A 23,335-nucleotide genomic window follows, 5' to 3' on the forward strand; every position below is an offset into this window, starting at 1 on the left:
ATGCTACGCTTTTATATTTCTGTGCAGGCCATTGAGTTAGTGGCCGTTATCGTGGCCGGCGTCAGTGGCTTTATCGAGGCGCACGTGTGGTCGCCAGCCTACACCTACTACCTGCTCCTGGTGCTGGTGGTGCTGGATGTGCTCACCAACAACCTCGTGGAAAAGCAGCCTTTCCGGGCTAAGAAGCTGGCCTGGCGCCTGGTGGGCTACACCGCCCTGCTGGCCTTCGCCCACGGCTTTGGCGAGCACGAGAAGGGGCTGTTTTTCCTCACCCAACTGGTGCTGGCCCCCTTCGTGCTGATTCACCTGCGCCGGCTCATTATCGCTTTCGGCAAGCTGGGCCTGGTCGATAGCGACGTGGCCGACCTGCTGCAACGGCGCATCACGCGCCAGGCGGAGCGCGAAGAGGAGCCCGCCGCTCCCGCCGAAGCTGCGCCCGCCGGCGTGGCTAGCCCCGAACCCGTAGCCGCCACCGCCTAAATGCAAACCTTTCGCCTCGACGGCCGCCCGCACCCGGTGCCCGAAGCCTGGGCCGAGCTGACGCCCGCCCAACTTTTTGCCGCCGCCCCGCAACTGGGCAGCGAGTCGCTGGCCGCCCGCCTGGCCGTGCTGCGTGCCTGGTGCCCGCAGCTCAAGGACAAGCACGTGCGCCGGCTCACGGCCGACCAGCTGTGGGACGTGTGCACGCTCGTGGCCTGGGTGTGGCGCCAGCCGCTCGACACGACCGGGGTGCGCGAGTTCACGCACCGGGGCCGCGCCTACGAGCTGCCCAGCCCCAACCTGCTCGATGCCGTGGCCATCGAGTACGCGATGGCTACCATCTATTTCCAGCAGTTTGCTCACCCGCAGCGCCCGCAGGCCGCCGCCCTCGACCAGCTGGTGGCCACGCTCTGCCGGCCGCTGCGCGCCGACCTGGCGCAGGTGGCACAAGACCCGGCCTGGGACGGCTTCCGGCGCGAGAAGTACAACGCCAAGCTGGCCGAGGGCCGGGCCCAGGAGCTGGCCGATGCGCCGCTGGGCGTCAAAATCGTGGTACTGCACCACTTCTTGGCCGCCCAGCGCTTCATTCATTCGGCTTACAAAGAGGTGTTTAAGAAAGCCGAGGTGCCCACCGGCCCCGCGGCGGCCCAGGCCAAGCCCCGCCACAGCGACGGCACCGAGCTACTGGAGCTGCTGGCGAGCCTGGCCGAGCGCGGCCTCTACGGCACCTACGACCAGGTCGCGCACACCGCCCTCCACACTGTCCTGTTTAACCTGGCCCGCGAGGCCCGCCAGCGGCGCGCAGCCGAGAGAGAAAACGCATGAGAACATCTGCCAAGGGCCTAGCCCTCATCAAAGAACAGGAAGGCTTTCGGGCGCGGCGCTACCTGTGCGCGGCCGGCAAGCCCACCATCGGCTACGGTCACGTGATTCAGGCCAACGAGGCGCACTACAACACGGCCGTGCTCACCGAGGCCCAGGCCAGCGCCCTGCTTCAGCAGGACGTGGATAGAAAGTACGGCGCCCACGTGGCCGGCCGCGTGCACCGCGACGTGACCCAAAACCAGTTCGATGCCCTGGTGTCGCTCTGCTACAACATCGGCACCGGCGGCTTCGACCAGTCGAGCGTACTGGCCCTGGCCAACGCCGGCGCCACCGACCACCGGGTTATCGTCACGGCCTTCGGGCTCTGGAACAAAGTAACTGACCCTCAAACCAAGGTGAAGCGCGTGAGCGCCGGCCTTACGGCCCGCCGCGCCCGGGAGGCCGCGCTTTATATCTCGTAATATGGATAAATTTCTTACTTCCTTGCTCGCCGTGTGGCTGGGCTTCATCGGCGGCCTCATAAGCGCCATCGTAGTGCTGGCCGCCGTGCTGAGCCTGAGCAGCTGCGCGGCCAGCCACCCGGCCCTGGCCCCGCCCCCGGTCGTGGCAGACAGGGCTACGGTGCAGCACCTCGACTCGCTGACACTCAAAAACTGGCTGCCCAGCGACCTTTCGGGCCTGCCCCCGTACCTGGTGCCGGCCCCTGCCGGCAGCACCCCCCGGCAGCGCCGGCAGTGGCAAAAAGCCCAGACCCAGAACCTGGCGCACGCCGGCGTGCTGCCGGCCAAAGTCAAAAACAGCAGCGTTGCCACCGCGCCCGGCGCCACGTCCATCAACCGGCCCACCTCGGCCGTGGCCACTAGCAGCGGCGCGGCCACCGATGCGCGCAAGGCCGGCCAGCGCGGCGGGGCTAGCGCCGTGGGGCCGGGGGCCGTGGCCACGAGCACCGACGCCGGCGTTTCGTGGTGGTGGTACGTGCTAGCAGCCGTGGCCGGCGCGGTCGGCTGGGAGGTGCTCACCTCGCAGGTTGCCCCGCTGCGCCTGCTGCTGAAGTGGCGAAAATTAACTTAAAAGCTAAGTTTTAGCTAAGCCCTCGCTCCTTTCCGGAGCGGGGGCTTTTTCGTCCTACACCCGGCTAGCCCCCGCGCCCATCTTGGGTGCATGGCAGACTACCAAGATGAATTTAAGCGCATCCTCGACGAGGAAGTGGGCGATTACGCCGAGCGGGCCTTGCAGCTGCTGGCCGCCGCCATCCAGGCCAAGGGCCTGGTGCTGACCCAGGAGCTGCTGCACTCGCTCCGGACGGAGGTGGTATCGGCCACCGCCCAGCACGTGGCCACGATGGGCGTGCTCTTCGAGCAGTACGGCCGCATCAAGGACATGAAGGGCATCAACCGCACCAAGGCCCCGCCCATCGAAGAGATTGAGGCCTACGTGAAAAAGGTCGGTATCAGTCACTTCGAGTACGTGCCGGGCTACAAGCACGGCCAGTTTCCGCTAGCCAGCAAAACGGCCATCAACCGAATCGCCTGGGGCCTGGCCCGCGCCAAGCTGCGCGACAACGCCCAGGTGAAACCCAAGTCGTGGTTCAGCAAAACTTTTTACCAATCCATCAACAGCTTCATCGACGCCGTGACCCGCCGCTACCTGGTGGCCACCGGCACGCACCTCGCAGCCAGCATTAAAATCTAATGGCACAAGTCAGACAGGATAACGTCCAGATAAAGCTGGAAATCGACGGCTCGCAGTCGAAAACCGAGTTAGATAATCTCACGCGCCGCGCCCAGCTACTCCAGACGGGGCTCAAGGAAATGAAGCGCGGTACCGACGAGTACATCGCCGCTAACAAGGAATTGCGCGAGGTGAATGCTCGGATGACCGAGCTGCGCACTGAAATCGGCCTGACGGGGCTGACCATGAATCAACTCGGCAAGCTCAGCTCGCAGTTGAACCGAGAAATCAAAGACCTGGTGCCTGGCACCGAGGCATTTATCAATAAAAGCAAGGAGCTGACCGAAGTCGATGCGCAGCTGGGCAAGGTGCGCGCCGAGGCCAAGGGCGTGCAGGACGGGTTTGACGACGCCGGCGGCGGCATCCTGGGCTTTATCAAAAAAGCGGCTGGCTTCGCCGGCGTGCAGCTGGGCGTGCAGGCGCTGTTTGGCAGCATTAAGCAGCTGTTTAGCGAGAGCGTGGACGCGGCCGTGAAGGGCAGCGATTCCATCTCCGACATGGAGAAGTCGCTGAACGTGACCACGGCCGAGGCCAAGGCCTTGCGCACGCAGCTGGAAGGCATCGATACCCGCACCTCGGAGCAAAACCTCGAAGGCATTGCCGTGGCGGCCGGCCAGCTAGGTATCGCCAAAGACCAGGCCGTTGCGTTTACGCAGTCGGTAGACCAGGCCGTAGTGGCACTTGGCGACGAGTTTACGGGTGGGGTCGAGGACGTAACCAAGTCGCTGGGTGGCCTGCAAAAGCTGTTCAAAGAAACGGCCGACGTGAGCCCGGCCGACGCGATTACCAAAATCGGCTCGGCCGTGAATGCGCTGGGCGCCGATGGCACGGCCACCGGCCCCGTGATTGCCGACTTTACGGCCCGCATCGGGCAGCTCGGCAACCTGTCGCCCCAGATTACCCAGACCCTGGGTCTGGGCGCGGCGTTCCAGGAACTCGGGCTGACGGCCGAAATCTCGGCGGGTGGCCTGACCAACATCCTGCTCACCGCGGCGAAGGGCACGGCTGACTTCGGCAAGCAGCTGGGCATGACAACCAAGGATTTCGAGGCGCTGATTAACAACGACCCAAACGAGGTGATTCTGCGCCTGGCCGCCTCGCTCAAGGGAGCCAGCGAAACGCAAATCGTGACTACGCTCGATAAGCTGGGCATTAAGAGTCAGGAAGCTGTAAAGGTTATCAGCCTGTTGGCCGATAAAAGCGACTTCGTACGCCAGAAGCAGGCGCTGGCCTCGGCCGAGTACGAGAAGGGTACCAGCCTGCTCGACGAGTTTGCCAAGAAAAACACCAACGCGGCGGCCGAGGTCGAGAAAGCCGAGAAGGGGTTTGCCCAGTACCGCCAGGAGCTAGGCGAGCGACTGCTGCCTATCTATCTGCGGTTTTTGCAGCTGTCGGGCTTCGTAGTGGACGTGCTGCGGGCAGTGCCCGGCTTCGTAGCCGAGAATAAAACCGCGTTCGGGCTGCTGGCCCTAGCCGTGGCGTTCTTCAACGCGGAGCAAATCAAGACCCAGGCCACGACCCTGCGCACACTAGCCCTGCAAAAATTGGTGGCCCTGGGCGTGCTCACTGAGGTGGAGGGGAAATACGCCCTGGTTACGGCCGATGAGGCCCTTACTGCCGCGCAGGAAGGACTTAATACTGCACTGGCGGCCAACCCCATCGGCATTATTATCACGCTACTGGCCCTGTTTGCCTTCGGCCTCAAGCAGCTCTACGACCGCAGCGAGACGTTCCGGGCGGCCGTGGACAGCCTCTTTGGCGCGCTCCAGCCCTTGGGGGCTATTCTCAACGCGGTGCTGGCCCAGGTGGGCCCGCTGGTGGCCCAGCTAGGGCGCTTTTTCGGCAGCATCGGCGGGGGCAAGGCCGTGCTGGAGGTGTTCGGCTACCTGATGGGGGTGGCCGTGGTCGCGCCGCTCAAATTGGTGGTCGCCCAGGTGCAGCTGTCGGTCGATGCCTTCACCGGCTTGCTGGACGTGGGCAAGCGCGTGGCCAACTTCTTCGGGGCCGGTTTTGAGGTGGACCCCAACGGCAGCTTCGACAAGCTGGCCAAGAACCTCGAAGCCAACGGCAAGTCTATCCTAAACACGCTGCTAGGGCAGGATGCCAGTGCGGCGGCCGAGCAAGTGAACTTTAGCATGGTCGAGGTGTACCAGGGCGTGCTCGGCAAGCAGCAGGACTTTCTGGCCCAGGGCAAGGCCCAGCGGCAGGCCGCCACGGCCGAAGCCGTAGCGGAAGCCGCCAAGAACGATTTGGAGGCGCTTAAGGCCCGCGAGGCCAACATTCGGGCCGCCCTGGCGCTGGTCGAGGCCGGCTCAGCCGAGGAGCTGCGCCTAAAAAAGCTGCTGATTACCACCAAGCGCGATATCGACCTATTGGGGGAGAAGAAAACCGAGGGCGATAAAAAGGTGATTCGGGCCGAGGCCCTACGCGATTTGCGCCAGCTGCAGGACGAATATGACAAAAAGCAGGCAGACGCCGCCGCCAAACGGGCGAAAGAGCAGGCCGACGTGGAGAAGAAAATTGCCGACCTGCGGGCCGGGCTGCTGGCCGATGAAACCGAGAAGAAGGTGCAGCAGCTTATCGCCGCCGCCGACAAGGAAAAGGCCACGGCCAAGGGTACGGCCGAGCAAATCGCTGAGCAGCGCCGGCTAATTATGGATAAGCTGGCCGTGGACATCGAAGCCGTGCGCCAGGCCCAGGCCCTCAAGCAGCAGGAGGAAGAGCTGGACATTGAGAAGCGTAAGAACGCCTTGATTAAAAACGAGTTCGACCGCCGCGCCGCTGAGCTGCTGACGGCCGCCAAAGCCGAGAAGTTAAAAATCCTCGACACCGATACCCAGGCGGCCGAGAAGCGCCGGCTCATCGAGGAGAAACTTCAATTCGACCTAGTGCAGTTGGGCAAAGACCGGGCGGAGCGCGAACGCGAAATTGCCGAGCGCATCCTGGCTATCGACGAGGATATTGCCCTGCGCCGTATCGCCCGGCGCCGGCAGCAGTCGAGCGAGTTTAGCCTGGAGCGCGCCCGGGCCGATGCTGAGGAGCAGGCCGTGCGCAAGCAGCAGCTCGAAGAGCAATTCACCCAAGAGTATTTTCAGGAAGGCCTCAACGACGAGCAGAAGCTAGCCCTGGCGCGTAAGTACTTGCAGGACAAGGAGGATTTGGAAAACGAATATGCCGACCGCTCCCGCGAGCGCGATAAGGCTGGTATCTCATTCGGGCTGGAGCAAACGGCCAACGCCCTGCAAACGGTGGCCGATTTTCAGAAGATTTCCTCGGATAAGGAGCTAGCCAAAATTGACAAGGATAAAAAGGCGCGCCTGCTAAAGCTCGACCAGGAGTACAAGGCCGGCACGATTAGCAAGGAAACGTATGAGGCCCAAAAAGCCAGCATCGAGCAGAGCTACGACGAGCAAACCCGCCAGATAAAGAAGCGGGCGGCTGAGAAGGAAAAGGAGCTGAACGTGGCGCAGGCCGTCATTCAAACCGCGCTTTCGGTAGTGAAGGCCTCGCCCAACGTGCCGCTCATGATTGCAGCCGGCCTCACGGGTGCCGCGAGCGTTGCCAAAATCATTGCTACGCCCATTCCCGAGTTTGAAAAGGGTGGTATTGTCGGTGGGCCCAAGCCCACGTGGCGCGAAAAAGTACGGCAGTTCGCCAGTGGCGGCCGCATCAACTCGCGTGCCGGCGTGGCCGACGTAGGGCAGCGCCACTCGGGCGGCGGCATTCGCATGGTCGATGGCGCCACCGGCGAGCACCTGGGCGAGTGGGAGCGGGGCGAGGCCTACATGATTCTCTCGCGCGACACCTACGCCAACAACAAGCACTTGGTCGATGAGCTGATTGATACAAGCCTTTACCGCGGCGGCGCCCCGGTGCGCCGGCAGCCCGGCTACTTCGAGGACGGTGGCGCGTTTGCCACTGGCCCGGCCCCGACTACCGTAGCCGGCGCCACTTCCAGCAACCAGGAGCTGGTGCAGGCCGTGCGGCGGGTCGAGGACGCAGTACGTGCCCTGCCGAGCCGAGTAAAGGCCGTTATCGACTGGAATCAGACCGATACGTTCGCGCTCGAGCAGGAGCTAAATGAGCTGGCTGATGACCGTAACCAAGGGGCTGTTCGGTAGAAACCGCCACCAAAACCGCCACCATCAAAATAAAAAAGGCCCTCAGCGTGCGCTGAGGGCCTTTTTGGTGGTCGTATAAGGAGTCGAACCTTAAACCTTCTGATTCGTAGTCAGATGCTCTATCCAATTGAGCTATACAACCGTTGTCCCGTGTTGGGAGTGCAAAGGTAGGAAGAAAAATTTTGGCTGCGCAAATCCGGGTGGGTTTTTTCTGCTGAAAAAACACTGTTGCCGCGTCAATTGGGTAATAATCAGCCTGAAAAAAATCAGGCGCTAGGGGAGCGGTGGCGCAGCACGCGCTGCAAAGCCCGGTTGAACACTACGTAGAGGCCGAAGAGCGAGGCCATCACCAGCCCCAGCAATACCAGCTTGCTAAGCGTGCCCTCGTCGGGGTCTCGCAGCAGGGCCAGCACATCCTGAGCCTTGGTGCCGAGCCAGTAAAAAAACAGGCTGCGGGGCAGCATGCCCAGCACCGAAGCCGCCAGAAACAGCCGGCGCGGTACGCCCACAATAGCCAGCACGAAGGTCATGAGCGCAAACGGCAGCACCGGCGAGAGGCGCGTGAGAATGATGAGCGGCCAGCTCTGGGTTTGCAGCTCGGCCAGCACGGCATCGGCCTTGGGGAAGCGGTGCAGGAAGCCGCGCAGCTTGTCCTGGTCGAGGCGGCGGGCCAGCTCGTAGCCCAGGGCCGCGGCCAGGGCATAGGCGGCAATCATGCCCGGCAGGCCCGCCCAGCCCAGGAAGTAGCCCGTTACGATAACCACAAACGTGCTGTTGGTGAGGGCCACGGCCATGGTGAGGCCCATAAGCCCGAAGTACAGCACCATTTGCAACAGCGTGAGGTGCTGCAGTAAGTCCTGATGGCGGCTCAGCACGAGCACCAGCGACGAGGAGCCCACCAGCGGCACCAGCACCAGCAGGCCCATGGTGAGCAGGGTGGAAAAATTCTTCTGAAAAAGCTCGCGCAAAAAAGCCATTAGCAAGGAAAAGCCGGGGGCCGGCCAATGAGGAGGCGAAAGTACCTACGCAAAAGCCGGTCCCGCTGCCGCCCCCGCCCCTAGTCCTGCTCCTTGGCGCCGAAGCCGAAAAAGCGCTTGATGGCGGCCCAGGCGCCGCCCAGCGCCAGGATGCCCAGCTTCCAGAACTTGAGAATGAGGCCGAACAGGCCCACCTTGGCCAGCACTTTGCCGGCCACCAGGCCGCCGATGCCGTAGGCCGCTACCTCGTCGAGGCCGGCGCTGAAATCGTTGTACTGCTGGCCCTTCACGAAGGAAACATTGGCTAGCAGGCCCGGGATGCTGGCCTTGATGTCGGGCAGCTGCCGGGGCGTGGCAATGGCATTGAAGATGAGCACGCCCTTGCGGCCCAGAATGCGCACGTTGTAGTTGAGCGTTTCGTCGAGGCCCTCGCCGAAGCGCAGGAGCTTGGCCCAGTGCAGGGTGTGCTGATTTTTATCGTAGTAGGGCGGCGCGCCCCAGCCAATGAGGTGCACTGCCTCGTAGCCGTCCTTCTGGCGGGCCTGGCTGCTTTCCTCGGTGTCCTGCTGCATTTCTTCGAGCAGGTCGTCGTAGTTAATGTCGTCGGCATCGTTGTCCTTAACGTGGCCTAGCGGGTCAAAATTGATGAGGTAGGCCCAGTTGTTGTCGCTCATGGGGCCGATGGTGGCCGGAAAAAGCATGCCCAGGCTTTCCTGCGGCGGGTTGTGCCACAGCGTGTGCATGACATAGGCCGCCTGGGCCGAGTCGAGGTAGCGAAAGCCCTGGGGCACGGTAAGCTCGCCCACGCCACCGGGCAGCACCACGTGGCCATGCTGGTAGTGAAACGTATTATTGACCGAGTCGACAAATGCTTGGTAGCGGGCGGCCGAGTCAACCACCACGGGCTTGGGTTTGGGTTTGGGCGGCGCGGCCTGAGCGTTGAAAGCCAAGGCAATACCGCTGGTTAGTAAGAGTAGCTGTTTCTTCATGCGCTAGAAAAAAGGTAGACTAGGATATCGCCGCTAAGATAAGTCCGGCTTCCACGCCCGCAAGCAGGCTAGCCGGTACCTTTGCCGCCTATGAAATTTGCCACCAAAGCCATCCACGCGGGCGTGCACCCCGACCCCACCACCGGGGCCATCATGACGCCCATTTACCAGACCTCGACCTACGCCCAGCGCTCGCCGGGCGATAACAAGGGCTACGAGTACTCGCGCACCCATAACCCCACCCGCACCCAGCTGCAAGACGCCCTGGCCGCCCTCGATGGCGGCGAGCACGGGCTAGCCTTCGCTTCGGGTATGGCCGCCATCGACTGCGTGCTGCGCCTGCTGAAGCCCGGCGACGAGGTTATCTCGACCGACGACCTCTACGGCGGCTCCTACCGCATCATGACCAAGGTGTACGAGCCGCTGGGCATCAACTTCCACTTCGTGCCGATGGGCGACCTGGCCGCCGTGCGCGAAAAGATTTCGCCTAAAACCAAGCTTATCTGGGTCGAAACGCCCACCAACCCGCTGCTCAACGTCATCGACATTGCCGCCACCGCGGCCCTGGCCAAGGAAGCTGGTGCGCTGCTGGCCGTCGATAACACCTTCTCGACGCCCTACCTGCAGGAACCGCTGGCGCTAGGGGCCGATATCGTGGTGTACTCGCTCACCAAGTATATGGGTGGGCACTCCGATGTGGTGATGGGCGCGCTGGTTTTCAACGGCGAGCAGCTGCTGAAGGACCTCAGCTTTTACCAGAACGCCTGCGGCGGCACGCCCGGCCCCCAGGACTGCTTTTTGGTGCTCCGCGGCCTCAAAACGCTGCACCTGCGCATGCAGCGCCACTGCGAAAACGGCCGCGCCGTGGCCGAGTACCTGCGCCAGCACCCCAAGGTAGAAAAAGTGTACTGGCCCGGCTTCGAAAACCACCCCAACCACGCCGTGGCGGCCAAACAGATGCGCGACTTCGGGGGCATGATTTCGTTCGTGCTGAAAGGCGACAAACAAGAGGACGCCATTGCGGTGCTCGAAAAATTCCAGCTCTTCACCCTGGCCGAAAGCCTGGGCGGCGTCGAAAGCCTGAGCGGCCACCCCGCCACCATGACCCACGCCAGCATTCCGGCCGAGCAGCGCCGCAAGGCCGGCCTCTCCGACTCGCTCATTCGCCTGAGCGTGGGCATTGAGGATGCCGAGGATTTGATAGCCGACCTAGCCCAGGCGATAGGCTAGGGGCTAGTGCGTTATTGCTAAGAGTGTCGGGCTAGCCGTGCGGTTGGTTCGGCACTTTTTGCGTTTGAACTGCCGGGTTTATCCTGATTGACCGCCTTATCTTGCTGCGGCAATCAGTAACTAGTAGTAGGTGCATTATGCAATTTTTTCGGGTAGGGGCGCCGCTCGCCAGTCGCTGGCTAGGCATGCTGGCTTTGGTAGGAATAACCCAGCTAGCGCAGGCCCAGGTAGCGGGCAATCAAGTGACGGGCCGGGCGGGCCGCTACCAAGAGGGCCGCACAAACGCTGCTATAGTGCCCGACAAGCTTTTCCTGACGGACAGTACGTTCTTGCTCGGGGCCAACGTCATGCAGCACGTCAAGGCCGATAGCTACGTGGCCGTGTTTGGCTTGCGGCAGGAGGCATCATCTATCGCGGCAACTGAGAAGCGCCTCGCGGCGCGGGTGCAGCACTTTACGCACCGCCTGAGCCAGCTGGGAGTGGCCAGTAAAGACGTATACACCGATATCATTGCTCAGGAGCGAATTAAGGATGTGCGGGTTACGCGCAATCCGGTCACTGTTTATGGTAAACCCGCTGGCTTTACAGGTGAAGAATACCTGCGCGGGTTCGAGTCTACCCGCAATGTTATCGTGTCGTTTCGCCACATTGCGGTGCTGGATGATATGCTGGTGGCTGCCGCAGCCGATAGCATTTTCGACCTGGTGAAAGTAGACTACATCGTCAACGACCCCGAAGCGGTGTACACCAACTTATTCAAGTCGGCCGCCGAGGTTATCAACCGCAAGAAGGCGAACTACCTGCTGCTAACGGGCGCTCAGCTGCGCCCGGCCGCGCAGCCCTATCTGGAGCAGTTTTCGACCTTCGTGCCGGCCGAGCAGTATCAGTCCTACGAAGCGGCCGTAACGGCGCCCTACTACAGCCGCGACAGCGAAAACGACCGCTATAAAGGCTTGCCCGCCCTCACAACCCGGTACTACAGCCCACCCAGCTCCGACAGCTTCGACCGCGTTATCAATCCCGTTGTGGTAGAGCCGGTCGTGACGTTTACCCTTGCCGTGCAAGTAAAGTACACGCTGCAGAAACCTGCTCGCCGGCCGTAGGAAGCAATAAAAATGTAGTACTCGCCTGCGCCAAGGTGCGGGCTGATTCGTAGGTTGAGCACCTCTTTTAGTGTGCTTTCTCATGCGATTTCTTGTTTTCTGGCTGTGGCTGGTAGTGTACGGGGCGGGTTGTACCAGTGCGCCGCCGACTGCCGCCAGTATAGTAGCTCCCACAATGCCCGTTGCCAATACCGCTCTCCCTTACCTCGCCCTCGGCGACTCCTATACCATTGGCGAGGGCGCCCCGGCGGCCGACCGCTGGCCCGTGCAGCTAGCCCACTTGGCCCGCGCCCAGGGCCTGAGCCTGGCTAGCCCCGACATCATTGCCCGCACCGGCTGGACCACCGCCGAGCTGCAGGAAGCCATTGCGGCCAGCGGCAACCACCGCACCGACTACGGCCTGGTGTCGCTGCTCATCGGCGTCAACAACCAGTACCGCGGCCAAAGCGTGGAGCTGTACCGCCAGGAGTTTCGGCAGCTGCTGGCCACGGCCGTGGCCTACGCCGGCGGCCAGGCTAGCCACGTGGTAGTGCTCAGCATTCCCGACTGGGGCCAGACACCCTTTGCCCACGACCGCGATGCGGCGCAGATAGCCCACGACATCGACCAGTTCAACGCCGTGGCGCGGGCCGAGTGCCAGCAGGCGGGCATTGCCTTCGTCGACATCACCGATTTTACGCGCCGCGCGGCCGGCGACCCTAGCCAGTTTACCAGCGACGGCCTGCACTACACCGGCCCCCAAATGCGCCAGTGGGCTAGCCGGGCGCTGCCCGTGGTGCAGGGTCTGCTGAAGTAAAACGCGGGTGGCTGCGTCTGCCGCGCTTTCTTCGCCTCCTATGCAGCTTCAGCCCCGCCACTCCGGCAACAAATACTACAACGTGCTGCCCACCAGCGTGAGCCCGCCCTCGGGCTACGGCCAGCTGCTGCGCCGCTACATTTTTGAGAAAGCCGAGCGCGAGCCTAGCCAGCCGCTAGGCCCCTTTGCGGCCGATGCGGCGGCCCTGGCCGCGCCCGTGCCCGCCGATGCGATGCGCGTGACCTGGCTAGGCCACAGCACCACGCTTATCGAGGTCGATGGCCGCCGCTTCCTCACCGACCCGGTGTGGAGCCTGCGCGCCTCGCCCTCGCAGCTAGTGGGCCCGAAGCGGTTTTTTGCGCCGCCACTGCCGCTGGCCCAGCTGCCGCCGCTCGATGGCATTATCCTCTCGCACGACCACTACGACCACCTCGACGAGGCCGCCATTCGGGCGCTGGCTGGGCGCGGCGAGCGCTTTTTTTGTCCGCTCGGAGTAGGGGCGCACCTGCGCCGCTGGGGCGTAGCCGCCGACCGCATCACCGAAGCCACGTGGTGGGATAAGATTGCCCTGGCCCCCGATTTTGAGCTGATTGCTACGCCCGCCCGGCACTTCTCGGGCCGGGGCCTGTTGAACCGCGATAGCACGCTGTGGGCCTCGTGGGTACTGAAAGGGCCGCAGCACCGCGTGTTCTTCGGCGGCGACTCGGGGCCGTTTGATGAGGCTTTCCGGCAGATTGGGGCGGCCTATGGGCCGTTTGACTTGGTGATGCTCGAAATCGGTGCCTCTGACCCCGAGTGGGCCGATATTCACCTGGGGCCCGATAACGCCTTGGCCGCCCATCAGCTATTGGGCGGCGGGCCGCTGCTGCCGTTGCACTGGGGCACGTTCAACCTGGCATTTCACGCGTGGCGGCAGCCGGTGCAGCGGCTCATCGAGGCGGCCGGGCCAGCGGTAACGCTGCTGCTGCCCGCGCCGGGGCAGCGCGTGGAGGTGGCGGCCGGTCCGCTGGCCTCTTATTGGTGGAAATAAGTTTTAATTGCTTAAAAATTTGATAATCAAAAAGTAATAAGTTGTAAAGACGCTTATTATGTTGGGTTGGTGAAGCAAAGTTGCGCCAATTGGGGCGCTGTTACCCATATTAGGGGCGGCGAGTGCCAGCCTGGATACTAAAAAGCCGCCTAAGCATCTTCTTTCGCCAGTCCGGTCGGCTCGCTTTGGGGCTGATACCCAACCGGATTCGTTGCTCCTCTTCTCCCTTCCCACCCAGTTTTAGCGCGGGCCATAGGTTGGCAGGCGGCTTTGCAGCCGCTGCAATTGGCGCACACCGCCAATTGCACCATTCTGGGAAAAAATGAGATACCTTGCTGGCAACAACCATCATAACTTACATCACTCCACCAAACCATTCATGAGAAAACTACTACTTACGCCCTTGTTTGCCGTGGCGGCCCTAGCGGCCCACGCGCAAAAAGCCACCGTGACGGGCCGGGTGCTCAGCACTACCGGCGAGGCCCAGCCGGGCGCCACCGTGCTGGAGCGCGGCACTTCCAACGGCACCTCAACGGGCCCGAACGGCGAATTCTCGCTGAGCGTGGCGCCGGGCGCTACCCTCACCATCTCGGCCATTGGCTTTGCTACGCAGCAGGTGGCCGTGAGCGGCCGCAGCAGCGTCGAAGTACGCCTGGTGGCCTCGGCCACTGACCTCGGCGACGTGGTAGTGACGGGCTCGCGCGCCACCGAGGGCCGCTCCAACATCCTGACTACCGCGCCGGTAGACGTGATTTCGGCCCGCGAAATCAAGGCCTTTGCCCAGACCGATGTGAGCCAGGTGATGACCTACGTGGCGCCCTCGTTTCAGTCGTCGCGCCAGTCCATTTCCGACGGTACCGACTTTCTGGACCCGGCCAGCCTGCGCGGGCTAGGCCCCGACCAGGTGCTGGTGCTCGTGAACGGCAAGCGCCGCTACAGCCAGTCGCTGGTTAACATCAACGGCACCATCGGGCGCGGCTCGGTGGGCACCGACCTGAACGTAATTCCGACGGCCAGCATCAAGCGCATTGAGGTGCTGCGCGATGGCGCGGCGGCCCTCTACGGCTCCGATGCCATTGCGGGCGTTATCAACATTCAGCTCAAGGACGACTCGGCGCACACTGCCGCCAGCAGCCTCTATGGCCAAACCACCCAGAGCGACGGTAAAACTGAGCAGGTCGATTTCAGCACCGGCATCAATCTCAACCACCGGGGCTTTCTCGATTTGAGCGGCCAGTTTCTGAACCGCAGCTACACGAACCGCTCGTTTGAGGACACGGCGCCGCTCATTTACTTGGGCAACAACGGCGGCAACTATCCTAGCACGGCCACTACCGAGCAGTCGCGCCGCGACCTGAAGGCGCAGGACGACGCCCTGGTGGCTCAGCGCGGCTTCGACCGCCGCGATATTCGGGTGGGGCAGTCGGACTCGCGCAACTTCGGGGCGACGTTCAACGGCGCCTACCGCGTGGGAGCGGGCTACGAAGTATATTTCTTCGGCGGCGCCGCTTACCGCACGGGCCGGGGGCCGGGCTTTAACCGCCTGCCCAACCAGCCTACGCAGAGCGACTTAAGCATTTTCCCGAACGGTTTTCTGCCGTTCATTAACAGCGTTATCAACGACCACTCGGGGGCTATTGGGGTGCGCAAAAACCTGGGCGGGTTTGCCGTGGATTTGAGCAATACTTTTGGGCGCAATAACCTGGCTTTCACCATTGATGGCTCCATCAACGCGGCCCTGCCGCAGGGCACGGGCCAGATAAACCCCACCAGCTTCTACGCGGGCCGGCTGGCGTTTATGCAGAACACGACCAACCTGGCCATCTCGCGCCACTTCACCGAGGTGGGCCCCCTAGCTACGCTTAATCTGGCCGCTGGCGGTGAGTTTCGGGTGGATAACTACCTGATTGAGAAGGGCGAATACGCTTCGTACTTTGGCGCCTACGGCGGGCGCATTGCCAGCAACGGCAGCCCGGCGGCCCCCGGCTCGCAGGTTTTCCCCGGTTACCAGCCGCAGGATGAGGTGAATAAGACGCGCAACAACCTGGCCGGCTACCTCGACCTAGAAAGCGACCTCACCGACCGCCTGCTGGTGCACCTGGCCGGCCGCGCCGAAAACTACAGCGACTTTGGCGGCAACGTGAGCGGCCAGGCCGGCGCCCGCTTCAGCCTTATTGATGCCCTGGCCATCCGCGGCTCTATCGGCAACGGCTTCCGGGCGCCCTCGTTGCAGCAGCGGTACTTCAGCAACACCAGCACGCAGTTTGTGAGCGGCCTGCCGCAGCAGGTGCTCACGGTGAACAACGACAACCCCATTGTGCGCAACAGCTTCGACGCCACCGGCCAGAAAGGCTTTGGCGTGGAGCCGCTGCGGCAGGAAAAATCGACTAACTACGGCCTGGGCCTCACAGCCTCAGTGGCTCGCCAGCTTACGCTGACGGTGGATGCGTATTTGATTGATATCAAAGACCGTATCGTGCTGTCGTCGTCGTTCACGCGCAACAACCCGCTGGTGAACACCATCCTGGGCACGCTGCCCGTGAGCCAGGTGCAGTTTTTCGCCAACGCCGTGAACACGCGCACCAAAGGCCTCGACGTGGTGGCCAACGAGCGCATTGCGCTAGGGGCCAACAGCCGCCTGCTGCTGACGGCCGCCGCCAACTTCAACCAAACGGAGGTAACGAGCTTCAACTCGTCGTCGTCGACCATCAACGGCGACCAGACGGCGGGCGTCGAAAACCTGCAAAACCGCCTCTTCGACCGCTCGCAGCGCACGCGCCTCGAGCGCGGCAACCCGCGCAGCAAAATCAACCTGTCGGCGGCCTACACCGTGGGCAAGTTTGGGGTGGAAGCCCGCACAGTACGCTTTGGCGAGATTAGCACCGCCGATGCCAACCCGGCCCGCGCCAACCTCGACCAGACGTTCTCGGCCAAGTGGATTACCGACCTCACCGTGAATGTGCAGTTCGCCAAGCAGCTAGCCCTTACGCTGGGCGTCAATAACCTGTTCGACGTGTATCCCGACAAAATCTACGTGGACCCGCGCAACAACCCCAACAACTTCTCGGTCGACCCCGCCACCAGCTATAGCTCCTCGCTCGACAATTCGAACCGGGGCCGCTACCTCTACAGCGCCAACCAGTTTGGCTTCAACGGTGCCTACTACTTTGGGCGCCTGAACATCAGCTTGTAGGCTAGCCCCTTACTAAGCAAAAAGGCCCGTTCTGCTATGCAGAACGGGCCTTTTTTGTGAGCACCTGCGGCACTGCTAATTGGCGGCGTGCAGCAGGCGGGCCAGCGGGCGGCCATCGGCCCCGCGCGCCAGGTAAAGGCCGGCGGGCAGGCTAGCGGCCGGCTGCCACAGCACGCGGCCATCGGCGCCGGCGCGCAGCTGCGCAATGGTGCGGCCCAGCTCATCGACAATAACGACCAGCTGCCCGCTGCCGCCCGCCCGAAACTGCACCTGCTCGCGGAAGGGCATTGGGAAGGCCGTGGCTTCAGTGTCGGAGGTGGCGCGGGTGGCTAGCGGCAGGTTGCTGACTACAAAGGATACCGTTTGCTCCGCGCTGGCATTAAGTGGACAGCCATCGTCTTGCACGGCAATGGTAGCTCGGTAGCGGCCTGGCGGGAGGCTAGCGGGCACCTGCCAGGTAAGGCGTGCCTGAGTGCCGCTCACAGTGGCTAGGCTCAGGCCCGGAATAATGTTGGTAGCCTCGCTGCTGAAGCGAAGCGTTTGGCCGGCGTCGGGGTCGGCCGCAGTCAGCAGCAGGCTGACTGTTTGGCCCGGCCGCACAGCGATAAGCTGGTCGAGAGGCTGCGTGGCACCGCTAGCGAGCGTCAGGCCCGTGAAGCCCGGCGGCAGATTAGTGCCGCTGTAGGCCAGGTAGGAGACATCGCGTATAATATAGCCAATGGGCTGCCACGTGCCACCAATGCGCCGGTATTCGTTCACGCGCGCCGCCATAACATAGGTGCCTTGCTGTACGGGCCCAGCCGGAGCAGTAAGCTCACCAGTGGCGGCATTGATTTGAAAATGGGGAGAGAAGCTGCCCGCAATGGGCGAGCCGCATAAATTTTTTGTGCCGCCTGGTATCAGATTTTCCTGCGAAAGAATGAAGCTGTACGCCAGCGAGTCACCGTCGCTATCGAAGCTGCTGAAGCTGTAGCGTTGGGTGGTGCTGCCACACAGGTAGGGCAGGAGGGTGGTCAAAAATTGCGGCGAAGAGTTTTGGGGGGCTAGCTGATTATCTAAAAAAGCGCTGATGTAAAAGCTGCGGGCAATAGAGTTCGGGATGTTAAGAATGCTGCCGCTGCGGTTTTCGAGGGAAGCGCTGAGTGTCCATTGGCCGGGTGGCAGGTCTACATCGGTCTCATACAAGTACGTATCGTAGACACGGAAAGGCGAGGCGGTGGCGCAGCCCAGCGAAGTGCGCCGCGCATTCATTGTGCGCAGGATATTGTCTACAAAAAAATAGTTGCTCGCGGTCGCATTGCAGTCGCTACGGTTGCAGGCAAGGCGCACAGTAGGCTGGTCGACCCCAGTCACATCCCGAAACAGCCGCACCACTACATGGTAGCGCGGCACCCCGACTGTGGTGGCCGCCACTGGTGCATACGTAATATCGCCACCCAAAATGTGGGACGCCCGGGCAGCCGGCAGCGTGCTTACCCAAAATAAGCCGGCTAGCAGCCAGCGCAAGCGAAAAAGTGCATTCATAAAATACCCTGGCTCGGGGAGTGGTTTGTTGCTTGAAATATAGCAACAAACCGCTCTCCGGGCTAGGGTAACTGGCTAGCGAAGAGCCTACCTGGCCGGGGCCGCGCTGTTGCCGTCGAGTATCTGAAACAGCTCGTCGAGCTTAGGCGTGAGGATAATCTCGGTGCGGCGGTTGAGAGCTTTGTTCTGGGGCGAGTCGTTGGCGGCCACCGGCACAAACTGCGAGCGGCCCGAGGCCGTGATGCGGCTCGGCTCCACACCGCTGGCCGTGAGCAGGCGGGCAATGTCGGTGGCCCGCAGCGCGCTGAGGTCCCAGTTGTCCTGGATGCCGCCGGTAGGGCGCATGGGCACGTTGTCGGTGTGGCCTTCCACCACCACGTTCACGTCTTTCTGCTCTTGCAGCACGCTAGCCAGCTTTTTGAGGGCTTCCTGGCCCTTGGGGTCGACCTTGCTGGAGCCCGATTTAAAGAGCAGCTGCTCGGAGAGCGACACGTACACCTTGCCATCCTTGAGTTTCACCTGCAAGTCGCTGGAGTTGAAGCTCAGCAGGGCCTTGCTCACGCGGGCCTTCAGGTCGTTCACGGCCTTGTCCTTGTCGGCCAGGGCCTGGGTTAGCTCGGCTAGCTTGGCTTCGCGGGCGTTGAGGTCCGACTTGGCTTTTTGCAAATTCAGGTCGAGCTGGCCCAGCTCAGCTTCGCGGGTGGCCAGGTCCTTGGCCAGCTTGCCGTAGTCGGCGTTGCGGTCGGCCAGGGCGCGGTCGCTGTTTTTGAGCAGCTTGTCGTAGCTGTCGGTGAGCTGGGTGTAGAGCGTGCGGGTGCGGCGCAGGGCATTGCCGGTCTGGGTCGAGTCCGTGACGAGGCGCTTCTGGTCGAGGCGTGCTTCGGCTAGGGCGTCGGTGGTTTTTTGCAGGTCGGCCTTGGTTTGGCGCAGTTGGGTTTCGGCGGCGGTGCGGGCCTGGGCCTCGCTTTGCTGGCGGGCTTGCAGGTCTTCGTAGCGCTTGGCCGTGACGCAGCTGCTGAGGCTAGCGCCCCCGCCGGCCAGCAAAGCCAGCCCGAGCAGCGGGCGAGAGTAAAACAAAAACTTTTTCAAGCAGAAAAGCAGGCTAGGTGATGGGCGGGCCAAGTTACGGCCGCGCTGGCCTTGCCCGGCGCCCGCGCCAGGGCCGTTTTGTGAGGCAACGGGCCTAACGAGGCATCACTACTTTCGCCCCGATGGTAACTATGGCGTAATTTTGCCTGGCTGAAGCGTAGCCAACCAGTGCGCGGCCTCCGTAGTCAGCCACTCAGCTTCACGCCTTTATTCGTCATCTCTCCACTTCCCCACCAGTATGGCTTGGTTCAAGCGCCAGGAAAAGGGCATTATCACCCCCACCGAGCAAAAAAAGGAAACGCCCGACGGCCTGTGGTATAAGTGCCCCGAGTGCAAAACCGTGGCCACCATGGCCGAGCACAAGCGCCTGCACTACGTGTGCGGCAACTGCGGCTACCACGACCGCATTGATGCGGCCGCCTACTTCGAACTGCTATTCGATGGCGGCCAGTTTGAAGAAATGGACGCCAACCTCACCTCCGGCGACCCGCTGCACTTCGTCGATACCAAGGCCTACCCGCAACGCGTGCAGGCCACCGAAAAAAGCACTGGCCTCAAAGATGCCGTGCGCACGGCCCATGGCCTCAGCGCCGGCCAGCCGCTGGTAGTAGCGGCCATGGATTTCCGCTTCATCGGCGGCTCGATGGGCTCGGTGGTGGGCGAAAAAATAGCCCGCGCCATCGACTACGCCCGCCAGAACAAGATTCCTTTCCTCATGATTTCGCGTTCGGGCGGCGCCCGCATGATGGAGGCCGGCTATTCGCTGATGCAGATGGCCAAAACCTCGGCCCGGCTAGCCCTGCTGGCCGAAGCCAAAGTGCCCTACGTGAGCCTGCTCACCGACCCCACCACGGGCGGCGTCACGGCCTCGTTTGCCATGCTCGGCGACTTCAACATTGCCGAGCCGGGCGCGCTCATCGGCTTTGCCGGCCCGCGCGTTATCAAGGAAACCATTGGCAAGGACTTGCCCAAGGGCTTCCAGAGCGCCGAGTTTGTGCTGGAGCACGGCTTCCTCGATTTTATCGTGGACCGCCGCGAGCTTAAGCAGCGCCTCGCCGACCTGTTTGGGATGCTACGGGCCGCCGGCTAGGCTTGGTTGGCACGACTTTGGGAAAGCCCGCTTTGGTAACCAGAGCGGGCTTTTGCGTATAAGGCCCAATTGGCGCTGCCAATTTTCTTCACCTATTCTTCAGAAATAATGAATTCTCCCAAGTCCTTTCTGGCTGTGCTGATGGCCTTTGTGATGCTGCTAGGCTCGTGCGCCTCTACGCGCCAAACCACCACGCAGCCCGACCTGTCGAGCAACAACGGCACCGGCGTGCGCAAAGACGGCATGAATAAAACTACCAAGGGCGGCCTGCTGGGCGCCGGTGGTGGGGCCGTGGTGGGCGGCGTGCTAGGGGGCCTGCTGGGCGGGGGCCGGGGCACGGCCGCCGGCGCCATTCTGGGCGCGGCTGTGGGCGGCGGCGCGGGCGCCCTCATCGGCCGCAAAATGGACAAGCAGGCGCAGGAATTGCAGCGCGACATGGCCAACGCCAAGGTAGAGCGCGTGGGCGAGGGTATCAAAATCACCTTCGACTCGGGCATCCTGTTCGATACCAACAGCAGCGCGCTGCGCGCCGCTTCGCAGTCCGATATTTCGAAGCTGGCCGCTACGCTGCAGAAATACCCCGACACCAACGTGCTGGTAGAAGGCCACACCGACAACACCGGCACCGACGCCATCAACCAGCCTTTGAGCGAGCAGCGCGCGCAGTCGGTGGCCAATGCCCTCACCGCCCAAAGCGTGGCTAGCAGCCGCATCACTACCAAAGGCTACGGCTCGACCCAGCCGGTGGGCGACAACTCGACGGTAGAAGGCAAGCAGGCCAACCGCCGCGTAGAAGTAGCCATTTATGCCAACGAAAAGATGAAAAAAGCGGCCGAAAACGGCACGCTGTAAGTGAGCAGTTAGGTCATGCAACTTTTAAAAGCTCGGGGTGCTTACCCCCGAGCTTTTTTTGTGCCCAAGCACAACCTCCGGATTTCGAATTCCGTTAAAAACCTCGGCGGCTCACCGGCCGCTTTTCCTTCTTAATCGCTTCGTATTCATATGAAATCCTTCTCAAAAGTTTTCGTGTTTTTGCTGGCATTCTTCATGCTCGCCGGCTCGGTGGCCCAGGCCCAGGATAAGCCTAAAGGCTGGAGCCGCAAGGCTAAGGGTGCTGCTATTGGCGGAGCCGGTGGGGCCGTGCTGGGTGGCCTGGTAGGCGGTGGCAAAGGTGCCCTGCTGGGCGCTGGCGCTGGCGTGGTAGGTGGTGGCCTGGTTGGTCGCAACCAGGACAAAAAGAAAGACCCCGCCCGCTACAACCGCTACCGCAACAAGTAAGCCTGGGCTGGCTGCCACGCAGCTTAGCCACAAAAAAAGCCTGGCCCACGGCCGGGCTTTTTTTGTGGCTAGCCAAGACCCGGCGGCATTAAACGAGGAAAGCGCTGCGTTAGGCGCGGGGAGTTTGGCAAGGTGGTTGCAAATGGTGAAATTGCCGCCGCATTGCCAGTGCCTTGCCGGCAATCGCTTTTCTTTATTACCATTTTTCATGAAAACCCTGAAACTCTCTTTTTCTTACTTGCTGGCGGTTTTGCTGTTGCTAGGCCACTTTGCACAGGCGCAGTCGACCACCGTTTCGACGGATAAGCCCAAGGGGATGACTAAAACGCTGAAGGGCGGCATCATTGGCGGCCTGGGTGGGGCGGCGGGTGGCGCCATCCTGGGCCGCGTAATTGGTGGCAAGTCGGGCACGGCTAAGGGTGCCATTTTAGGCGCGGCCGTGGGCGGCGCGGGTGGCGCGCTCATTGGCCGCCGCATGGATAAGCAGGCCGCCGAGCTGCGCCGCGACCTCGAAGGCGCCAAAGTAGAGCGTGTGGGCGAGGGCATCAAAATCACGTTTGCTTCGGGTATTCTGTTTGCCAGCAACTCGTCGGCCCTCACGCCGGCCGCCGCCGGCAACATCGACGAGCTAGCCGCTACGCTCCAGAAATACGCTGATACCAACGTGACCATCGACGGCCATACCGATGCCTCGGGCAGCGACGCCATCAACCAGCCCCTGAGCCAGCGCCGTGCCCAGGCCGTAGCCAACGAGCTGACAACGAAAGGGGTAGACACCAGCCGCATCACGGCCACGGGCTACGGCTCGAGCCAGCCGGTGGCCGACAACACGACCGTGGCCGGCAAAGCCGCCAACCGCCGCGTGGAAGTAGCCATCTTCGCCAATGAGAAAATGCAGAAAGCGGCCAAGCGCGGCCAGCTGTAAGGTTGCGCCACGGTTTGCTTGGATAAAGCAAATTTTGTGAATGTTAAGAAAGCCGCCCTTGGGGCGGCTTTTTTCGTATTGTGCTCAGCTATAGCCTAGCGCGCTTCCTAATGCGTCCGGCTATAGCATCTGCTCAATCCGAAAAAACCGTCGCACTTGTGGTCCAGCCAACCTATACTTCGCCCGCCCTTGCCAAAGCCCTGGCTGACCACCGCATTCTGAACGAGTTTTTTGGGCCCGTGCCCACGGCCGCCCGGCGCACGCCCATGCGCGAGCTGATTTCGACGCTGCTCTCGCACCGCACCACGCACGCCGACGAAGAACTAGCCTACGACCGGATGCTGGAGGCCTTTGGCGATTGGGAGGGCGTGCTGCACGCGCCGCTCGACGACCTTATTCACGCCATTCGCACCACGCGCTGGCCCGCCACGCAGGCGCCGCGCATTCAGGACATCCTGGGCCGCATCAAGTCGGAAACGGGCGGCAGTTATTCGCTTGACTTTCTGGCTGCTTGGGACACTGAGCGTGCCATGAAGTGGCTTACCGATATGCCCGGTATCGGCCTGAAAACGGCCTCGCTGGTGCTGCTATTCAACTTTCGCAAGCCCGTGCTGCCCGTCGATGCCCACGTGCACCGCGTAATGCAGCGGCTAGGGGTTATCGGCCCCAAAGTATCGGTCGAGAAAGCCCACACCGTCCTGCTCGACCTGCTCAGGCCCGAGCTGGACCCCGAAGGGCTGTTCAATTTTCACAAGCACAACTACTGGCACGGGCAGCAAATCTGCTTTTTTCAGCGTCCAAATTGTGCCCGCTGCCCGCTTAAAGGCTTTTGCAACTACTACCAGGAGCACGTTGGCGAGGCTACGGCCGAGGCACTGGCCGCCACGCCCACCCGCTGGGACGCCGCGGCCTGGGGCCAGTTGCCTCACTAGGGCCTTGGGCGGGCTAGAACTG

The 23,335-nt window shown here is 62.4% G+C and carries 20 protein-coding genes and 1 tRNA gene; 16 read left to right on the forward strand and 5 right to left on the reverse strand.

Annotated features, from left to right (window positions below; genetic code table 11):
• From Q5H89_RS08365 to Q5H89_RS08390, 6 genes are all read left to right on the forward strand, one after another.
• Positions 1-480: a hypothetical protein gene (locus tag Q5H89_RS08365; protein WP_305018838.1), complete on the forward strand. Its 480-nt coding sequence runs from the start codon at positions 1-3 to the stop codon at positions 478-480.
• A complete protein-coding gene (locus Q5H89_RS08370; RefSeq protein WP_305018839.1) occupies positions 481-1,305 on the forward strand; it encodes a hypothetical protein in 825 nt (274 codons plus the stop codon).
• Positions 1,302-1,766, forward strand: coding sequence for a lysozyme (locus Q5H89_RS08375; RefSeq protein ID WP_305018840.1), 465 nt, complete (start codon positions 1,302-1,304; stop codon positions 1,764-1,766). The genes Q5H89_RS08370 and Q5H89_RS08375 overlap by 4 nt, the downstream gene beginning before the upstream one ends.
• Position 1,767: 1 nt before the next feature.
• Positions 1,768-2,376, forward strand: coding sequence for a hypothetical protein (locus tag Q5H89_RS08380; protein ID WP_305018841.1), 609 nt, complete (start codon positions 1,768-1,770; stop codon positions 2,374-2,376).
• A 90-nt stretch (positions 2,377-2,466) separates the two neighbouring features.
• Positions 2,467-2,997: a hypothetical protein gene (locus Q5H89_RS08385; RefSeq protein ID WP_305018842.1), complete on the forward strand. Its 531-nt coding sequence runs from the start codon at positions 2,467-2,469 to the stop codon at positions 2,995-2,997.
• Positions 2,997-7,157: a phage tail tape measure protein gene (locus tag Q5H89_RS08390; protein WP_305018843.1), complete on the forward strand. Its 4,161-nt coding sequence runs from the start codon at positions 2,997-2,999 to the stop codon at positions 7,155-7,157. Before Q5H89_RS08385 ends, Q5H89_RS08390 begins: the two co-directional genes overlap by 1 nt.
• Before the next feature lie 65 nt (positions 7,158-7,222).
• Here Q5H89_RS08390 and Q5H89_RS08395 read toward each other — a convergent pair.
• The 3 genes from Q5H89_RS08395 to Q5H89_RS08405 form a co-directional block, all read right to left on the reverse strand.
• Positions 7,223-7,299: transfer RNA gene (locus tag Q5H89_RS08395), tRNA-Arg, on the reverse strand.
• Between the two features lie 124 nt (positions 7,300-7,423).
• A complete protein-coding gene (locus Q5H89_RS08400) occupies positions 7,424-8,134 on the reverse strand; it encodes a TVP38/TMEM64 family protein (protein ID WP_305018844.1) in 711 nt (236 codons plus the stop codon).
• A gap of 80 nt (positions 8,135-8,214) precedes the next feature.
• Complete coding sequence (locus tag Q5H89_RS08405) at positions 8,215-9,123, reverse strand: DUF2167 domain-containing protein (protein ID WP_305018845.1); 909 nt, start codon at positions 9,121-9,123, stop codon at positions 8,215-8,217.
• Positions 9,124-9,213: 90 nt separating this feature from the next.
• Here Q5H89_RS08405 and Q5H89_RS08410 point away from each other — a divergent pair, with 90 nt between their 5' ends.
• From Q5H89_RS08410 to Q5H89_RS08430, 5 genes are all read left to right on the forward strand, one after another.
• Complete coding sequence (locus Q5H89_RS08410; protein WP_305018846.1) at positions 9,214-10,353, forward strand: cystathionine gamma-synthase; 1,140 nt, start codon at positions 9,214-9,216, stop codon at positions 10,351-10,353.
• A 137-nt stretch (positions 10,354-10,490) separates the two neighbouring features.
• A complete protein-coding gene (locus Q5H89_RS08415; RefSeq protein ID WP_305018847.1) occupies positions 10,491-11,456 on the forward strand; it encodes an SIMPL domain-containing protein in 966 nt (321 codons plus the stop codon).
• Between the two features lie 175 nt (positions 11,457-11,631).
• Positions 11,632-12,252, forward strand: coding sequence for an SGNH/GDSL hydrolase family protein (locus Q5H89_RS08420; RefSeq protein WP_305018848.1), 621 nt, complete (start codon positions 11,632-11,634; stop codon positions 12,250-12,252).
• Between the two features lie 40 nt (positions 12,253-12,292).
• Complete coding sequence (locus Q5H89_RS08425; protein ID WP_305018849.1) at positions 12,293-13,282, forward strand: MBL fold metallo-hydrolase; 990 nt, start codon at positions 12,293-12,295, stop codon at positions 13,280-13,282.
• Between the two features lie 379 nt (positions 13,283-13,661).
• Positions 13,662-16,475 carry a TonB-dependent receptor gene (locus Q5H89_RS08430; RefSeq protein ID WP_305018850.1) on the forward strand — a complete coding sequence of 938 codons (2,814 nt, stop codon included), beginning with the start codon at positions 13,662-13,664 and terminating at the stop codon, positions 16,473-16,475.
• Between the two features lie 75 nt (positions 16,476-16,550).
• On the opposite strand, the gene Q5H89_RS08435 is transcribed toward Q5H89_RS08430, so the two are convergent.
• Positions 16,551-17,999 (reverse strand): hypothetical protein, encoded by a 1,449-nt coding sequence (locus Q5H89_RS08435; RefSeq protein ID WP_305018851.1) that lies wholly within the window; start codon positions 17,997-17,999, stop codon positions 16,551-16,553.
• Between the two features lie 87 nt (positions 18,000-18,086).
• Positions 18,087-19,076, reverse strand: a complete 990-nt coding sequence (locus tag Q5H89_RS08440; RefSeq protein ID WP_305018852.1) for an OmpA/MotB family protein — start codon at positions 19,074-19,076, stop codon at positions 18,087-18,089.
• A gap of 250 nt (positions 19,077-19,326) precedes the next feature.
• On the opposite strand from Q5H89_RS08440, the gene accD reads away from it, so the two are divergent.
• From accD to Q5H89_RS08465, 5 genes are all read left to right on the forward strand, one after another.
• Complete coding sequence (accD, locus tag Q5H89_RS08445) at positions 19,327-20,178, forward strand: acetyl-CoA carboxylase, carboxyltransferase subunit beta (protein ID WP_305018853.1); 852 nt, start codon at positions 19,327-19,329, stop codon at positions 20,176-20,178.
• Between the two features lie 108 nt (positions 20,179-20,286).
• Positions 20,287-21,030 carry an OmpA family protein gene (locus Q5H89_RS08450; protein WP_305018854.1) on the forward strand — a complete coding sequence of 248 codons (744 nt, stop codon included), beginning with the start codon at positions 20,287-20,289 and terminating at the stop codon, positions 21,028-21,030.
• Between the two features lie 150 nt (positions 21,031-21,180).
• Positions 21,181-21,456 carry a glycine zipper domain-containing protein gene (locus tag Q5H89_RS08455; protein WP_305018855.1) on the forward strand — a complete coding sequence of 92 codons (276 nt, stop codon included), beginning with the start codon at positions 21,181-21,183 and terminating at the stop codon, positions 21,454-21,456.
• Between the two features lie 208 nt (positions 21,457-21,664).
• A complete protein-coding gene (locus tag Q5H89_RS08460) occupies positions 21,665-22,381 on the forward strand; it encodes an OmpA family protein (RefSeq protein ID WP_305018856.1) in 717 nt (238 codons plus the stop codon).
• A 158-nt stretch (positions 22,382-22,539) separates the two neighbouring features.
• Positions 22,540-23,313, forward strand: coding sequence for an endonuclease III domain-containing protein (locus Q5H89_RS08465; RefSeq protein ID WP_305018857.1), 774 nt, complete (start codon positions 22,540-22,542; stop codon positions 23,311-23,313).
• Positions 23,314-23,335: the final 22 nt, after the last annotated feature.

This window comes from Hymenobacter cheonanensis (genome assembly GCF_030581075.1).
In the GTDB taxonomy this organism is placed as follows: Bacteria; Bacteroidota; Bacteroidia; order Cytophagales; family Hymenobacteraceae; genus Hymenobacter.

Bases quoted from the DNA above. Each gene is read 5' to 3' on its own strand.
- Q5H89_RS08390 (WP_305018843.1), top strand. From the start codon at position 2,997: ATGGCACAAGTCAGACAGGATAACGTCCAGATAAAGCTGGAAATCGAC.
- Q5H89_RS08460 (WP_305018856.1), top strand. From the start codon at position 21,665: ATGAAAACCCTGAAACTCTCTTTTTCTTACTTGCTGGCGGTTTTGCTG.
- accD (WP_305018853.1), top strand. From the start codon at position 19,327: ATGGCTTGGTTCAAGCGCCAGGAAAAGGGCATTATCACCCCCACCGAG.
- Q5H89_RS08385 (WP_305018842.1), top strand. From the start codon at position 2,467: ATGGCAGACTACCAAGATGAATTTAAGCGCATCCTCGACGAGGAAGTG.
- Q5H89_RS08370 (WP_305018839.1), top strand. From the start codon at position 481: ATGCAAACCTTTCGCCTCGACGGCCGCCCGCACCCGGTGCCCGAAGCC.
- Q5H89_RS08405 (WP_305018845.1), bottom strand. From the start codon at position 9,123: ATGAAGAAACAGCTACTCTTACTAACCAGCGGTATTGCCTTGGCTTTC.
- Q5H89_RS08415 (WP_305018847.1), top strand. From the start codon at position 10,491: ATGCAATTTTTTCGGGTAGGGGCGCCGCTCGCCAGTCGCTGGCTAGGC.
- Q5H89_RS08430 (WP_305018850.1), top strand. From the start codon at position 13,662: ATGAGAAAACTACTACTTACGCCCTTGTTTGCCGTGGCGGCCCTAGCG.
- Q5H89_RS08365 (WP_305018838.1), top strand. From the start codon at position 1: ATGCTACGCTTTTATATTTCTGTGCAGGCCATTGAGTTAGTGGCCGTT.
- Q5H89_RS08455 (WP_305018855.1), top strand. From the start codon at position 21,181: ATGAAATCCTTCTCAAAAGTTTTCGTGTTTTTGCTGGCATTCTTCATG.
- Q5H89_RS08380 (WP_305018841.1), top strand. From the start codon at position 1,768: ATGGATAAATTTCTTACTTCCTTGCTCGCCGTGTGGCTGGGCTTCATC.
- Q5H89_RS08375 (WP_305018840.1), top strand. From the start codon at position 1,302: ATGAGAACATCTGCCAAGGGCCTAGCCCTCATCAAAGAACAGGAAGGC.
- Q5H89_RS08420 (WP_305018848.1), top strand. From the start codon at position 11,632: ATGCCCGTTGCCAATACCGCTCTCCCTTACCTCGCCCTCGGCGACTCC.
- Q5H89_RS08425 (WP_305018849.1), top strand. From the start codon at position 12,293: ATGCAGCTTCAGCCCCGCCACTCCGGCAACAAATACTACAACGTGCTG.
- Q5H89_RS08400 (WP_305018844.1), bottom strand. From the start codon at position 8,134: ATGGCTTTTTTGCGCGAGCTTTTTCAGAAGAATTTTTCCACCCTGCTC.
- Q5H89_RS08435 (WP_305018851.1), bottom strand. From the start codon at position 17,999: ATGAATGCACTTTTTCGCTTGCGCTGGCTGCTAGCCGGCTTATTTTGG.
- Q5H89_RS08450 (WP_305018854.1), top strand. From the start codon at position 20,287: ATGAATTCTCCCAAGTCCTTTCTGGCTGTGCTGATGGCCTTTGTGATG.
- Q5H89_RS08410 (WP_305018846.1), top strand. From the start codon at position 9,214: ATGAAATTTGCCACCAAAGCCATCCACGCGGGCGTGCACCCCGACCCC.